This window comes from Paenibacillus sp. OK076 (genome assembly GCF_900110055.1).
Classification (GTDB): domain Bacteria; phylum Bacillota; class Bacilli; order Paenibacillales; family Paenibacillaceae; genus Paenibacillus.
In genome coordinates, this window is record NZ_FOCH01000001.1 from 2,619,257 (window position 1) to 2,634,419 (window position 15,163).

At 45.7% G+C, this 15,163-nt stretch carries 11 protein-coding genes; 10 read left to right on the plus strand and 1 reads right to left on the minus strand.

Annotated features, from left to right (window positions below; genetic code table 11):
- Window position 1: 1 nt before the first annotated feature.
- The 3 genes from BMY78_RS11665 (at window position 2) to BMY78_RS11675 (ending at window position 4,732) form a co-directional block, all read left to right on the plus strand.
- Window positions 2–1,783, plus strand: a complete 1,782-nt coding sequence (locus BMY78_RS11665) for a hypothetical protein (RefSeq protein WP_090898367.1) — start codon at window positions 2–4, stop codon at window positions 1,781–1,783.
- Window positions 1,770–2,048 carry a hypothetical protein gene (locus tag BMY78_RS11670; protein WP_143067022.1) on the plus strand — a complete coding sequence of 93 codons (279 nt, stop codon included), beginning with the start codon at window positions 1,770–1,772 and terminating at the stop codon, window positions 2,046–2,048. The genes BMY78_RS11665 and BMY78_RS11670 overlap by 14 nt, the downstream gene beginning before the upstream one ends.
- Window positions 2,049–2,227: 179 nt before the next feature.
- A complete protein-coding gene (locus BMY78_RS11675; RefSeq protein WP_090898372.1) occupies window positions 2,228–4,732 on the plus strand; it encodes a WG repeat-containing protein in 2,505 nt (834 codons plus the stop codon).
- 102 nt (window positions 4,733–4,834) lie between these two features.
- On the opposite strand, the gene BMY78_RS11680 is transcribed toward BMY78_RS11675, so the two are convergent.
- Window positions 4,835–5,137: a DUF2642 domain-containing protein gene (locus BMY78_RS11680; RefSeq protein WP_090898375.1), complete on the minus strand. Its 303-nt coding sequence runs from the start codon at window positions 5,135–5,137 to the stop codon at window positions 4,835–4,837.
- 276 nt (window positions 5,138–5,413) lie between these two features.
- Here BMY78_RS11680 and BMY78_RS11685 point away from each other — a divergent pair, with 276 nt between their 5' ends.
- The 7 genes from BMY78_RS11685 (at window position 5,414) to BMY78_RS11715 (ending at window position 15,040) form a co-directional block, all read left to right on the plus strand.
- On the plus strand, window positions 5,414–5,812 hold the full coding sequence (locus tag BMY78_RS11685; RefSeq protein ID WP_090898378.1) for an RDD family protein: 399 nt from the start codon (window positions 5,414–5,416) through the stop codon (window positions 5,810–5,812).
- Window positions 5,813–6,131: 319 nt separating this feature from the next.
- A complete protein-coding gene (locus BMY78_RS11690) occupies window positions 6,132–7,757 on the plus strand; it encodes an extracellular solute-binding protein (RefSeq protein WP_090898382.1) in 1,626 nt (541 codons plus the stop codon).
- 56 nt (window positions 7,758–7,813) lie between these two features.
- Window positions 7,814–8,737 (plus strand): ABC transporter permease, encoded by a 924-nt coding sequence (locus BMY78_RS11695; RefSeq protein ID WP_090898385.1) that lies wholly within the window; start codon window positions 7,814–7,816, stop codon window positions 8,735–8,737.
- 10 nt (window positions 8,738–8,747) lie between these two features.
- Complete coding sequence (locus BMY78_RS11700) at window positions 8,748–9,629, plus strand: carbohydrate ABC transporter permease (protein ID WP_063563855.1); 882 nt, start codon at window positions 8,748–8,750, stop codon at window positions 9,627–9,629.
- 39 nt (window positions 9,630–9,668) lie between these two features.
- The gene (locus BMY78_RS11705) at window positions 9,669–10,790 is read left to right on the plus strand and encodes a glycoside hydrolase family 88 protein (protein ID WP_090898388.1); all 1,122 of its coding nucleotides are present in this window, start codon (window positions 9,669–9,671) and stop codon (window positions 10,788–10,790) included.
- A 276-nt stretch (window positions 10,791–11,066) separates the two neighbouring features.
- Window positions 11,067–13,367 (plus strand): helix-turn-helix domain-containing protein, encoded by a 2,301-nt coding sequence (locus BMY78_RS11710; protein WP_256222065.1) that lies wholly within the window; start codon window positions 11,067–11,069, stop codon window positions 13,365–13,367.
- 23 nt (window positions 13,368–13,390) lie between these two features.
- Window positions 13,391–15,040 carry an extracellular solute-binding protein gene (locus BMY78_RS11715; RefSeq protein WP_177185707.1) on the plus strand — a complete coding sequence of 550 codons (1,650 nt, stop codon included), beginning with the start codon at window positions 13,391–13,393 and terminating at the stop codon, window positions 15,038–15,040.
- Window positions 15,041–15,163 lie beyond the last annotated feature (123 nt).

Below are 15,163 nucleotides of genomic sequence, written 5' to 3' on the forward strand. Positions count from 1 at the left end.
CGTGAGTGGATTTGAACTGAAATTTCGGATGTTTTCGAAGCTGTGTACGGAGGATTATTTGATTCGATATGCTAACAAGGGATTGTACAAAAGGTCTCTGAAAGAGTTGGATCATGGCGTGACTGTGCAATACACTTGGAATGAAGCCTCTGTGAATTGTCAGTTGACTGATGGTACACATTGTATGCTTGAAAATACGCTGGATCATTGGGAATGCTCCTGTCCGGCAGACAATATTTGCAAACATGTACTGATTTCGATTTTGTATTATCAACGGGAACATCAGACTGAGGATACATTAAATCAGGGTGAAGAAGCGTCAACAGCAGAGTTGGCACCTGAGTCTGGTCTGGATAAAATGCATGTTCATCAGGCAGGTCAAATTCAAAATACACATTCCCATGGGATGAAGTCCCGCTTCCGCTGGATAGTTGAATCGGATCTTGCTCCTTTGATCAAATCATATCGTTCTTCGTTGATTGAGGAGGTTCTGTTCCGATTAAGATATCCAGAACAGATTGAAGTATTGGAGGATTCTCTTCTAACGGTGCGTCTGGTGAAACAAGAAATTGAGGTTTCGTTTACAGAAGAAGCTAGTCTGGCTAAGGCCCTGTGCAAAGTAAAACAAACTGCCGGTAATATGGCCAAACTTGAAGCAATACTGCGGTATCGGATGCAGCAAGGTTTGGATGATACGGATGCCATAAGTGGAAGAGTCCATGATACCAAGTTTTCACTTCAAACAGTGAAGGAATGTCGTTCCATGCTGACAGGCCTGCTAAAGACGGGACTTGCTCGTCTACCGCAATCGTATATGGCCCAATTGGAGACATTGGCGATTGCCGCTCATAGTGGTCATCTTCCCGACATTGAGCGAGGTTTACGTGGGATTCAAGGAGAACTGCAACTATTTTTTAACCGACACGTACGGTTCTCCATGCAATCGATGCTTGATCGGATAAGCAAGTTGTATCTTGCACTACAGGTGCTTGAACAAGAGAAGGTATCTGCGTTCAAACAAAGTCAGCTCATTGGCAGTTTTCGAAGTAAATACTATGCGGTTCCAGAGCTGCATCTGTATGGACTGGGTGCTGATGCATGGGAGACACGCTCCGGTTACCGTGGAATCACTTATTATTTCTATTGCTCTGATGATGCGGAAATCTATACGTACAGCGATGTGCGGGCTGTATACTATGAAGATAATCAATTCTCATATACAGAGCATTATGGTTCCTTCACTCCATGGCTGCCCAATCTGACTTTTCGTCAATTTGCCGGTGAAGAGATTCAGTTTCGCTCGGTGAAAGTAAATGAAGAGCATAGACTCTCCTCCGGGGAAAGCGCAAAGCTTACACTGTTGCCACGAACATCAGTGGAAGAGGTGAATCTGGGCAAGTACATGCAAGATATACCCTCCGTACTCGCTGAAGATGCACGCTCATTTGAGTTGTTTTCCGTTCCGAAAGAACGACTGGCGATGATCAAGGTTGCCCGGGTTGTAGAGCATCGCTTCGAGAAGCAATCACAGGACCTTATTCTAACGATGGAGAGTGACCATGGGGAGACGTTGGATCTGACTCTTCCTTATTCAACGGAATGGGAGACCATGATCAAACGGCTAGAGTCTGGCTATGGAGCAGGAACACTCGAAGACTTCTATGCTTTTGTACGTATAGAGCAGCAACGGATATACCCGATCAGCTTCCTGAAGGGTCCAACAGTGATCAGTCTGAAACTGGATATGGGTTATGGAAGGACGGGAAGAGTTGGAAGACTATAATCAGTTGATGCAGAAGATTAGCAGCTGGTCAGAAGAGCTGTTGCTTCGCGGATTATCCCAATTCACACTGAAAGATATTGATGTGTTGGAACAATTAATTGTAGAGACCTCGAGATTTCAAATGACTTTTCTTCGCGAGATTTTGGAACACATGATAGAAGAGGGCCGAAAAACCGCTTTGGGGAGCGGTAATGAGGAGCTTATGTTGCTTCATTATTGCCGCCTCACACAATATGTGCAGCTCAGCACTCAAGAATCATCCTGAACTAATCGGCACATAAAGAATTGCAGAAGCATGAGCCTCTGCAATTCTTTTTATTTTATTTGAGTAAAATGGGTTTTTGAATCTTCAAAGTTAACGGTTATATTCGCTCAGATGTCATATCCCCGCTTATGATGCATACCCATACATTAGGCGAATGCTGTCTTAAGGAGGAAACAGGCATGTCCATGAGTGAACCTCTGTTAACGCAAATTGTCAATCAACATATTCCGGCTGGCGCGACTGTCGTCACCATTGATAAACCGGTCAAACATCCGGCTATTTATGCTTCAGATTTAACCGGAGATGGAATGCCGGAGATTGCTGCTGTATATGAGCAGGGCGGTGAATTAATCCTGCTTGTTCTGAAATTTTACCAGGGTCACTGGATCAAGATGTCTTTGACGAAAGGCTTGGGTTATGGAGTTACCTTATTGACAGCGGCATCTGTGACATCCACGGCGCGGAACAATCTCATTGTCGGCTGGCAGGTCGGTGCGATCTGGTCAAAGCTTGCAGTATACGATTGGACAGAATCAGGACTGACTGATCTCGCGCCAGAAGATTTGTATTACAGCCATGCGGAAATCATCGATATGCCTGGTCCCCACGGCAGAGATGGCAAAGTAGAAATTGCACTCTGGATTCATGATACAGGTGAAGCTTATCGGGTCGAGATCATCCGCTGGCAGAATGGTAATTGGGTGCCCGCAACAGATGTGTATCCATATTACTTTCCTAAGGTCGTACAGTATTATGAACAATTGACTGAACACTATCCAGACTACACTTTCTATTGGTACTATCTTGCAGATGCCCAGTACATGGCCGGATTATCTCCTGCCGCGCTCGTTTCGGTCCAACAAGCATTAAGATTCAATGAACCATACCCTTCGCGGGAAGCACTGCTTGAGCTGGAAAAGAAGATTAGGCAAGCCATGGGCACAGAGGGGCCGCGTGAAACGACGTGGTTATTTCCGATATCGGTCAGAACGACAACTGGAACCCGGTGGGGTTATATGGACGCCCAAGGTCGTATTCGAATTGAACCGATCCTTGACGATGCCCAAGACTTTCAACGAAATGGCCTGGCTGTCGTAGTGAAAGACAGGAAGACTGGCATCATCAATCTTAACGGACAATTTGTCGTTCAACCTGTATACGATTCCATTAATTCTTTTACAGAAGGTCGGGCCATTGTCATTGATGCCCAAGGGTTCAAGATGATTGATGAACAAGGCGCAGTATTGACCAAACGGGCATATCCCTTTATTGCCGATGTGAAGGACGGGCGAGCGCTGTTTTACATTTCAGACAACAGTCAGGCAGGCGGGGAAGTCAGTCGTTACGGTTATTTGGACACCTCTGGAAATGAGGTCATTCGGGCGCAGTTCGCTTCAGCGAACGATTTTCAGGATGGCAAGGCCGTTGTGCAGATCAAGGAAAATGAATATGCTTTAATTAACCGAAATGGTCAGCGGCTGGCAACGTATCCATATGCCTATGTAGGTCCTCTGGGTAACGGATTACTTCCTTTTCAGAAAGAAGCATCAGGGAAATACGGTTATATCGACGAAAGTGGTCATATCCGGATTCAGCCGAGCTTCACTTCGGCATTTCCGTTCAGTGGTGGGTACGCTATTGTGAATACAGCGGAGGATTACAACTCCATCTATGGCGTTATTAATACACAGGGCACATTTACCATCCAACCCGCCTACAATGACATTCGAGATCTGGGAGAACATCGGCTGGCCCTGGGGCAAGCGATTGACCCCAAACAGTCTTTTATCGGTTCGGTCTATGCAATTGCAGATGTCACTGGTAGAAAACTTTCGGATTTTGTATATACGGATGTATCAAATTACAAGGGAGGCCTGGCTTCAGTCACGAATGGAACACAAACGTTCTTTCTGGATCTTCATGGGCGACCTGCATCGGGATACCCCCGTGTTGAAGGCTCGGGCACACTCGAATGGGTAGCTCCCGATCTGATTAAGGCGTATGTCGACCAGCGGGTATCCTATGTAAACCGGGCAGGGCAGATCATTTGGCGGCAAAATACAATCGTTCCCCTTCACCCGCCATATCGTGTACGCGAAGAAAAATATAAACCCAACCCGGATTACCTCGTGTATTATCCGCAATTGGAAGGGTTAACGGACCAAGCCGTTCAGCTTGCAGTAAATGCCAAGTTAAAGGCACTATCCCAAGTGAAGCCATTCCCTGCGAATCAGAAGCTGGGTTACACATATACAGGAGATTTTGATATTACGTTCTACCAACAGCAATTACTTCAGCTTAAACTCACGGGCTATAACTACCCGGCTGGTGCTGCACATGGCATGCCGACGATGATCTATGCGATTATTAATCTGAGCACCGGTCAGATGTATGAACTTAAGGATTTATTTAAACCGAACAGTGATTATGTGAAGGTGCTTAGCAAAATCGTAGGAGATCAGATCAAGAATGATCCGCAATACTCTTATGTTTTTCCGGACACATATGAGGGAATCAGCCCGGATCAGCCTTTTTTTGTCACAGCGGATGCACTGCACCTATACTTTAGCCCTTATGAAATCGCTCCTTACGTCGCGGGATTCCCGACATTTACGATTCCTTTTGCCCAGATCAAGGATATTATTAATACAGAGGGCTCATTCTGGAAAGCTTTTCATGCTTAAATGAAATGTTTCATCTTAGTGATGCCACAAACAGACTTCACATACTGGGGAGGATGAAAGCTGCTTTGCCTCGCGTATTATAAACATCTTTTTTGCTCATGATTACTCTTTTGCTATTTCAAAATAAACGATTTCACATAATCGAATGTGATGCTTTTTTCCAAGAACATCAAGAGTTACGTAATCACTAGAAACATCATCCAGAATACCTATCAATTTGCCGACAGTTGTCGTGATGACAATCTTTAACCCTATGTGTTGGAATAATAGCTCGGTGAATTTGGGCTCCACATAATTCGGTAATGCCAAAGTATTCTTGTGTTGTACATCTCTATTCAGATAATATTGCGGAGCTGCGGATAAGGCATAATCTTGTGGATCTCCATAGTACTTGAATCTATGCATGTGCTTCATCCTCCTCGGTCTTAAAATAATAAAACATCTATAACGTATGATAATACCTTAGGTGTTCCATGTCGGCCTTCAAATGAAATGTGTTAGACTTGGTTTTAATGGTGTAATGTGGTAGAGATATGAACAGTATATACACCCAGATAGGTGATGGTGAATACCGGTTCCCATGAGCTTCTTAAACCCATGTTGAGCTAGAACAAAAGAATGAAAGGAGTTAAATAACGTATTTATTCGTCTTTTTAGTAAAGAAAGTTTGGAGGAAACATTTTGTATAATGCAGGTTTTTGGATAAGGCTCGGCGCCAGTATTCTGGATGCTATTATTATTGCATTGCCGTTAATGGTTATCGCAGGACTGATTACAGGAAACTTTGATAGTGATGAACCTATAGCCAAAATATTAAGTGCATTGTATTCCATTTTATTGCCCGTTTTCTGGTACGGTAGAACGATAGGAAAACGTATTTGCGGAATTCGAATTCGAAAATACGATACACATGAGCCCCCTGGAATTGGAACCATGCTGATGAGAGTTGTTGTTGCAGGACTGGTATATGGAATCACATTCGGCATTGGTTTCATTGCGAGTGTCATCATGGTTGCTGTACGAGAAGACAAACGTGCAATACATGATTTTATCGCAGGTACCGAAGTGGTCTGGGACTAAAAATGAGATAGCGAGCTCTGCCGTAATATATTCGTGATATTCCAATCCACTCCTATTCACCCACGTGACAGACGATGAACAGTGTTCATGGTCTGTTTTTTGTGCTGTCATAAGTACACTCACAAACCCGCGCCAACACTGTAAATTCAATGCATTGCAGATGATGATATAGAGAATTCGTCTATCGTTTTGGCTAAATGATCATTTGGTTCTGACGAAATCAACATGTCATTTCATCTTTTGCGAATATCGCTACAATGCACTCTCCCTTACTCTGAGGTAGAGCACAGACATTCCCAAAAGGTGGAGGATAAGGTCCATGAGAAGAAAAGTGTTATCTACGAGTTTGATGATTCTGTTATTAGGTACAACGATCCTGGGGTGTTCGTCCGGAGACAGTAAAACGGGCGATGCTGATAAAGGGACACCAAGCGGATCAACGGAAGCAACAACCTATCCAATTCAAACGGATAAGACGCTTACGTACTGGGGTGAAATTAACGGAAACTTGATCGGGGTCAAAAATTCGCACAGCGAAATTCCATTCTTTCAAAAATGGCAGGAAAAAACCGGCGTACCACTCAAATTCACGGCACCACCGACCGGTCAGGTCAGAGAATCCTTTAACGTAATGCTGGCATCCGGGGATTTGCCAGACATGCTGGAGTACAATTTTATCGGAGATTTCCCTGGTGGACCGGAGAAAGCCATCAATGATGGTTATATCCTCAAGCTGAACGATCTGATTGACCAGTATGCTCCGAATCTGAAGAAATACCTGCAGGACAATCCGGACATCGACAAGATGGTCAAAACGGACAGTGGCAGCTACTATGTATTCCCGTTCATTCGGGGAGATGAGTATCTTCGTGTCTTCCAGGGACCCATCATTCGTAAGGATTGGCTGGATGAGCTGGGACTGCCTGTTCCGGAAACGATTGATGAGTGGACAACAACCCTGAGAGCTTTTAAAGAGAAAAAAGGCGCATCCGCTCCGTTCTCTGTTGTAAGTAAGCCACGATTCTTTAACGATTCCGGTAATGGTGCTTTCCTGGGCGCCTTCGGTGTAAACCGCGGATTCTATCAGGAAGACGGACAGGTCAAATTTGGTCCTGCGGAAGAAGGCTTCAAAGAATACCTGACGTTATTCCAGGAATGGTACAAAGAAGGTTTGATTGATAAAAACATCTCGACAGCGGATACCAAATCCGTTGACGGCAACCTCGCTTCGGGTGCTACGGGCGCTAGTGTTGGTAACGCAGGCGGAGGTATCGGCAAATGGCAACCGCTCGTAGAAGCAAATGATCCGGATGCCGTTCTGGTCGCTGCACCATATCCGGTGCTTAACAAAGGGGATATTCCTAAATTTGGCCAGCTTAACCAGGGTTATGCCTCGGAAGGCACGGTTGCCATCACGACGGCAGCCAAAGACCCGGAACTCGCCGTTCGTATGCTGGATTACGGCTACAGTGAGGAAGGGCACATGTTCTTCAACTTTGGTGAAGAGGGTGTCAGCTATAACTTGGAAGGAGATTATCCGAAATTCACGGATTTGCTGCTGAAGAATCCGGATAAACTCGCTCCTGCACAAGCGATTTCACTATATGCCCGCAGCAGCTATAACGGTCCATTCGTTCAAGACAAACGTTATGCCGAGCAGTTCTTTGCATTACAGACTCAGCGTGATGCCATTGATGTATGGAAGAATACACAGGCCGCCAAATATAATCTGCCTTCAATCACACCTACACCTGAAGAAAGCTCCGAATACGCGACCATCATGAATGATATCAACACGCTCGTCGATGAGATGACCATCAAGATCATTCTGGGCAACGAACCAGTGGATCAATTCGAGAGCTATGTCGCGAAAATGAAATCGTTACATCTGGATCGAGCGATTGAAATCCAGACAGCAGCACTCGAACGCTACAACAACCGGTAATTGTAAAAGGGGAGGGCTCTAGCCCTCCCGATTGAAAAGAGGTGAAAAGGTACATCATGAGCAATCGTCAATCCTTTAGAAGCCGGTTCGTGCGGGACTTTATGATGAACAAGTATTTATACATCATGATGATTCCCGTTATTGGATATTATTTAATATTTCATTACGGTCCGATGTACGGCGCAATTATTGCCTTTAAAGATTATTCTCCGATGAAGGGCATTTTGGGGAGTGATTGGGTTGGGCTGAAGCACTTTGAAGAGTTTTTCAACAGTTATTATTTCTTGCGTGTGCTGAAGAACACCCTTCTTATCAGTTTGTACACCCTGGTCTTTGAATTCCCCGCACCAATTATTCTGGCGCTGCTCATCAATGAAGTACGCAAGCGCACATTCAAGCGGGTCGTTCAGACGATTACGTATATGCCGTATTTCATCTCTCTCGTCGTCATATGCGGTATTATTACGGACTTCACGAACGCGGATGGTTTAATCAACCGCCTGATCATGATGCTTGGATATGACGGTCAGGCGATGCTGCAAAAGCCGGAGCTGTTCCGTCCGATCTATGTTTTGTCTGAAATATGGCAGCGGATCGGTTGGGAATCCATTATCTATATCGCTGCGTTGATGAGCATTGACCTGGAGCAGTACGAAGCGGCGAAGATAGACGGAGCGAGCCTTCTCAAGCAAATGTTTCACATTACGCTACCCGGATTGCTGCCTATTATTACGATCATGTTCATTCTGCGGATGGGTAATATGCTGAATGTCGGGTTCGAGAAAATCATTCTCCTTTATAATCCGGTGACCTATGAAACGGCTGACGTAATCTCCTCCTTCGTATATCGAAAGGGATTGTTGGAGTTCGGATGGAGTTACAGCTCGGCAGTCGGTCTATTTAACTCGGTGATCAATCTCGTTCTTCTGATTTCGGCGAACTATATCAGCCGCAGAGTGAGTCAAAACAGCTTATGGTGAGGTGGTAACTTTGATTAAGGAAAGCGGTTGGTTTGACCGAATCTTTACGATCTTCAATTATACGTTTCTAATCCTGCTCGTCATCGTCACATTGTATCCACTGCTCTACGTGTTATTCGCGTCTTTAAGTGATTCGGCGCAGCTGTTAGCAAACAAAGGTCTCCTGTGGAAGCCGGTCGGCTTCAGCCTGGAAGCTTACAAGAGTGTACTTGCCAATCCAGGTATAGCCACAGGTTTCCGTAATACATTGTTTATTCTTGTGTTCGGCGTTATCGTCAACCTGTTCATGACTGCGCTTGGTGCATATGTGCTATCCCGTAAAAACGTGATGTGGAACAAGGTGTTCATGTTCTTTATCGTGTTCACGATGTTCTTTGGCGGCGGATTGATTCCACTGTACCTGGTAGTAAAAGGCGTTGGCCTGTTAGATACATTGTGGTCGACCATTCTGCCTTTTGCCATCAGCACATTTAACCTGATCATCATGCGAACGTCATTTATGGGCATACCGGACAGCCTGGAAGAGTCGGCCAAGATTGATGGAGCCAATCACTTCACCATTTTGTTCCGTATTATTATCCCATTGTCCATGCCAGTCATTGCCGTGATGATTCTGTATTACGCAGTCGATAAGTGGAACGGGTGGTTCTATGCATCTGTATTTATCAAGAGCAGAGAACTGTTCCCATTGCAATTGGTGCTGCGTGAGATTCTGATCGCCAATTCTACAGAGAGCATGTCGGCCGGTGCATCGGCTGGGGATCGCTTCCAGATCGGGGAAACCATCAAGTATGCAACGATTATGGTAGCGACGATACCCATCCTGTGCATCTATCCGTTTTTGCAGCGCTTTTTCGTTAAAGGTGTCATGGTTGGTTCATTGAAAGGTTAAATCAAAGTATTGGAGAATAGTAAGGAGGTATGACGTTACATGAGCGTATTAAATGAAGTGAACAAGGAAGTATGGGATCAGATTAAAAGTAAAGCCGATCAGATGCTTGCTGCCATAGGTGATAAGTCTCCGCATGTCGCTGGAGCAAATGGCATCTATGACGACATGAGAATCGATTGGTGGACCTCGGGATTCTGGCCGGGCATATTATGGATTGTGTACGATATGACGGGTGATGAGAAATATAAAGAGGCTGCATGGAATTGGGATGAAAGACTATCGGCACGGTTCCTAGAAAACAACTACTTTGATCACGACGTGGGCTTTCATTTCCTGCCTACGGCCGTCATCAAATACAAGCTCACCGGAGATGCCGATGCCGCAAGGCGCGCTTTATTTGCCGCCAACTTCCTGGCTGGCCGCTTCAATACCAAAGGCAGCTTCATTCGGGCTTGGAATGGAGACATGCTGGGCTGGTCGATCATCGACACCATGATGAATCTGTCTTTGCTCTTCTGGGCATCTGAGGAAAGTGGAGATCCTCGTTTCAGCCATATCGCCAAAGCTCATGCGGATATGGTCATGAAGCAATTTGTGCGGGAAGATGGTTCTGTGCATCATATCATTCGCTTTGATCCCGAGACAGGTGAACGTGCAGAAGCGATAGGGGGGCAGGGAGCGGCGCCGGATTCGGCATGGAGTCGGGGAGCGGCGTGGGCTTTATATGGATTAACGAATACGTATCGGTATACAGAGGACCCGGCATATCTGGATGCTGCACAGCGTGTGGCGAACTTCTTCATTTCCAGCCTGCCTGAGGATAGCGTTCCGCATTGGGATTTCCGTGCTGAGCCCGAAGAAGGGGAGCAGATCCCACGAGACAGCTCCGCTGGTGCCATTGCTGCTTCCGGATTGCTTGAGCTTGCAGATGTACTTCCTGATCCGGAAGGCAGACTCTATGCTACCGTTGCCAAACGTATCCTGAGTTCCCTGCGGGATCATTATGGAACCTGGGATCTTCCTGAGCACGAAGGTATGCTTCTCGAGGGAACCGGTCATAAACCGGCAGGTCAGAACGTGCATGTCTCTCTTATATACGGTGACTATTTCTACGTTGAGGCGAGTGCCAAATTAAACGGTTGGAAGCATCGCATTTTCTAAAAAATGTATAAGAATATTTAAAAAACATTCTCCACTTGATACGGAATGCCCGATAGACGAAAGTAGTCTATTCGGGCTATTTGTGCTTGATTTGACGGGGAAAATCGGTGGTTGCTATCCTTTTTGTCAATCGAATTGAACTTTTTATCTATATCCCAATTGCGCTCTGACCGTTATAATAAATTCCTGATCCAAACATAGATAATCTACGAAGAGTTGGGTGATGAGTTGTTGCTAAACATTCGATATTTGTGGCAAAAACGAGAAAGCATAATTGTGACCTGGCTTGTCTCTTACAGTGCTGTTTTGATTGTGCCGATTCTGATCAGTTTGGTTATTTACATGCAAGCAAATGAGACATTGAAGAGTGAAATACATCGGGCCAACGATTCTTTATTGAAGCAGATGCGTTATACGATCGATACACAAGTTGATCTGATGAAGCGGTTAAACATGGAAATGACATGGAGTCCGAATCTGCAGACGCTGATGTATTCCAATCAGCCGGCCAAAGAGGCGCCTTATACGGCTTACCAACTGGTAAAGGAACTCCGTCTTTATAAAACATCCTACGCATCCATCGATGAATTCTACGTCGTGTGGAAAAAAGATCAATCCATTCTCCGTTCAGGTAATATTCGGGATATGCGAACGGCATTTCATACCCTACATAACACAGGTGCAATGTCTTTCGAAGCGTGGCGGGATCAGATGCTGGGTACAGAGACGAATCAGTTCGTCATACTGCCACATCAGAATGCAGCACCGGCGGAGTCTTCGATTGCGTACATTACACGTCTTCCTGATGATTTGAATGGTCAGGAGACCGGTACGGTTGTTGTCATGGCGGATACGCGAAGGTTCCAGGAAGCGATTGAGAGCATTTCAGGTTTTAGTGATGCCACGCTGCTGATTCTGAACCAGAATAACGAGATTCTGATGAGCAATCGTCCGGGATCGGAGGAATTGAAGCCATTCATGAATGGCAATCAGGTTCAGTTGGATAACGCGAAGGTAGGCAAATCAGAGATGTTTTACATGGACTCCGCGGTATCCGATCTGAAGTATGCATTGATTATTCCCAGCAGCCTGTATTGGGAAAAGGCAGTATATGTCCGTAATTTTACGTATATCAGCATCGTGGTGAGTCTCATTAGTGCAGGTGTATTGACCTGGTTCTTCATGCGCCGGAATTACTCCCCAATCCAACAGCTCGTGGAATCACTAAAAGACAAAAATAGTCAGAACGAGCCTGCTGATCGGAACGAACTTCGGTTTATTCAGAAGGTCATCATGAACACACGTTCAGAAAAGAACGAGATTGCCCAGCAGTTGCAGAAACATCAGCAGGTGCTGCGCTCCAATATGATTAATCGGCTTCTGAAAGGGAAACAGGATACGCTCGTGCCCTATGAAGATGCATTCCGTTCCTTTCATATGCCGCTGTATTCAAGTGAATTTGCTGTTATCCTATTTGTAATCGAGAATGAAGAGAATCTCTATGGAAAACTGCCGGGTATTGATATCAACGAACGAAACAAATTGATCCATCTCATTATTTCCAATGTGGTTGAAGAACTGGCTTCAGAGCGTCAGCACGTCGGATATGTGGCTGAAGTCGATGATATGATGGTCTGCCTTGTAAATATGAAAGCGGATTCTTCGGATTGGAACCAGGATCTTCATCACATTGCGGCAGAAGCGCAGCGCTTCCTGGAGCGCTATGATATGGAACTGACGATCTCGATCAGCGGACGCCATACGTCGTGGATTGGTATCGCCGAAGCATACCAGGAAGCAGTAGACGCGATGGAATACAAAATGGTGCTAGGCAAGAAAGGCATCATTACCTATGGTGATGTCCGCAGTGATGCGATGGCGGATGACCCGTTTGGCTACTACTATCCGCTTCAGGTGGAACAGCAGCTTCTTAATTTCATCAAAGCGGGAGATACCGACCAAGCCAGCGCTTATATGAACGAGATTACAGAGCGAAATTTTGATAAACCGATTATGTCGCTCACACTTGCACGTTGCCTGATTTTTAATCTGGTAGGTACAATGATAAAAGCTATCAATGATCTGGGGGATAGAGATAATCATATTCTAACCCAATACCCGCAACGGATTGAGGATATTATTGCCGGGGATACCATCCAGGAGATGCAGGAGGCTTTGCAGAATTTGCTTGAGGAGGTATGTTCCTATGCCGCTGACAAGCGCGCAACAAATGTATCGCAAGAACGTGAGGATTCCCTGCGTCATCTCAGTACCCAAGTCACACAGTATATTGAGAATAACTATACGGACGTGAATCTGAACGTCAACGCTATTGGTGAGCATTTTGAACTGAAGGGCAGCTACTTATCCAAACTCTTCAAGAATCAGACTGGTGAGGGTCTGCTGGACTGTATTCATAAGTGCCGTATCCGACAGGCTAAAGAAATGATTGAGCATAAACAGGCATCCATTAACGAGATATCCCGATTGGTCGGATATAACGATGCAGCAACTTTCATCCGGGTATTCAAGAAATACGAAGGCATTACACCCGGAAAATATAAAGAAATCAGTTAATTGATATGAAAGGAGACCGGAACATGAACGTAAAGAGGGAGTTGGCCTTCATAGCAAAGTTGACAGGATTCATCCTGCTGCTTGGCATGCTGACTGCTTGCGATCAGAACGGGACAGAGTCTGATGCCAAGCTGGATGAACGTTCCGGCTCATCAGAGTACCAGACCGTCTCAATTGCTGCACCCAATGACGCTGGGAAATTAACTTACTGGGCAGAATTGAATGGCAATGCAGCAAGCATTAAGTCCAGTTTCAATGAGGTTCCTTTTTTTCAGGAGTGGCAGCGGAGAACCGGCGTCAACCTGCAATTCATCCGGCCTCCCGCCAATCAGGCCAAAGAAGCGATTAATGTGCTGCTTACGTCCGGAGAACTGCCGGATATGATTGAATACGAGTGGAGCAATTATCCCGGTGGGCCGGAGAAAGCGATCAAAGACGGATATATTCTGAGATTAAACGATGTTATTGATCAATACGCACCTCATCTGAAGCAGTACCTGACGGAGCATCCAGACATTGATATGCAGATTCGCACAGCCAGCGGAAGTTATTATGCGTTTCCTTTTATCCAGGGAGATGATAAGCTGCGAACCTATCAAGGGCCGATTATCCGGAAGGACTGGCTGGATGAACTTGGACTTGATGTGCCAACCACGATTGACGAATGGCATACGATGCTTCAGGCATTTAAGGACAAAAAGGGAGCTGACGCCCCGCTTACTTTTCTGGGTGTTCCGAATCCGTTGTTTGGTATTGAAGGCGGCGGTTTTATTGGCGCATTTGGTATTAAAAAGGGGTTCTACGTGGAAGATGGCCAAATTAAGTTTGGGGCACAAGAACCTGAATATAAAGCGTTTCTCTCCTTATTTCGTGAATGGTACGCAGAAGGACTCATTGACAAGAACCTGGCCGCCGTCGATTCGGAGACTCAGGATACAAACATGACCACAGGACGCAGCGGCGCGAGTATCTGGAATGCAGGTGCGGGGATCGGTACATGGCTACCCATCTTGCAGGAGACGGATCCCCATGCAAAGCTTGTGCCAGCGCCATATCCTGTCATGAACAAAGGAGATCGCCCGAAATTTGGTCAACTTGCTCCCGCGATCGGTTCCAGTGGAGTCGCCATATCCAGCAACAGTCATCATGTAGAAGAAGCAGCACGGATGCTGGACTACGGGTATGGGCCTGAGGGACATTTGCTGTTCAACTTTGGCATTGAAGGTGTTAGTTTTAAGATGAAGGACGGGTATCCAACGTATACCGAGACTATTTTGAAAAACCCTGATAAGTGGTCACCGGCACAAGCGCTTGCGATGTACACCAGAGCGAGCTATTTCGGTCCATTTGTGCAGGATACGCGATATATGGAGCAATATTATATTTTGCCGGAACAGAAAGAGGCGGTGCAGTTATGGTCAAGTACGGATGCTGTTCTGCATCAGGTACCAACTCTGCCCAAAACCGAGAAAGAAAGCACGGAAATGTCAGTCATCATGCAGGAAGTGAACAAAGTGGTGGACGAGATGTCGCTTAAAATCATTTTTGGGATTGAGCCGGTGGATGCTTTTGATACCTATGTCGAGCAAATCAAGTCCTTACAGATTGATCGTGCGATTGAGATTCAGCAGCAGGCGTTAGAGCGATATAATCGCGCTGTATCCTCTAAATAAATCCTTATATTGCATAAAATGGGCATTGAAGTGTCGTTTTTGTTCATGTAATTTCTTTCCCTCGTGCTCTACAATCGGTTATGACATGCTGAGTTGGCATGCACATGACTCTTGCTTGAGCAG

Bases quoted from the DNA above. Each gene is read 5' to 3' on its own strand.
- BMY78_RS11675 (WP_090898372.1), top strand. From the start codon at position 2,228: ATGTCCATGAGTGAACCTCTGTTAACGCAAATTGTCAATCAACATATT.
- BMY78_RS11680 (WP_090898375.1), bottom strand. From the start codon at position 5,137: ATGCATAGATTCAAGTACTATGGAGATCCACAAGATTATGCCTTATCC.
- BMY78_RS11690 (WP_090898382.1), top strand. From the start codon at position 6,132: ATGAGAAGAAAAGTGTTATCTACGAGTTTGATGATTCTGTTATTAGGT.
- BMY78_RS11695 (WP_090898385.1), top strand. From the start codon at position 7,814: ATGAGCAATCGTCAATCCTTTAGAAGCCGGTTCGTGCGGGACTTTATG.
- BMY78_RS11705 (WP_090898388.1), top strand. From the start codon at position 9,669: ATGAGCGTATTAAATGAAGTGAACAAGGAAGTATGGGATCAGATTAAA.
- BMY78_RS11715 (WP_177185707.1), top strand. From the start codon at position 13,391: ATGAACGTAAAGAGGGAGTTGGCCTTCATAGCAAAGTTGACAGGATTC.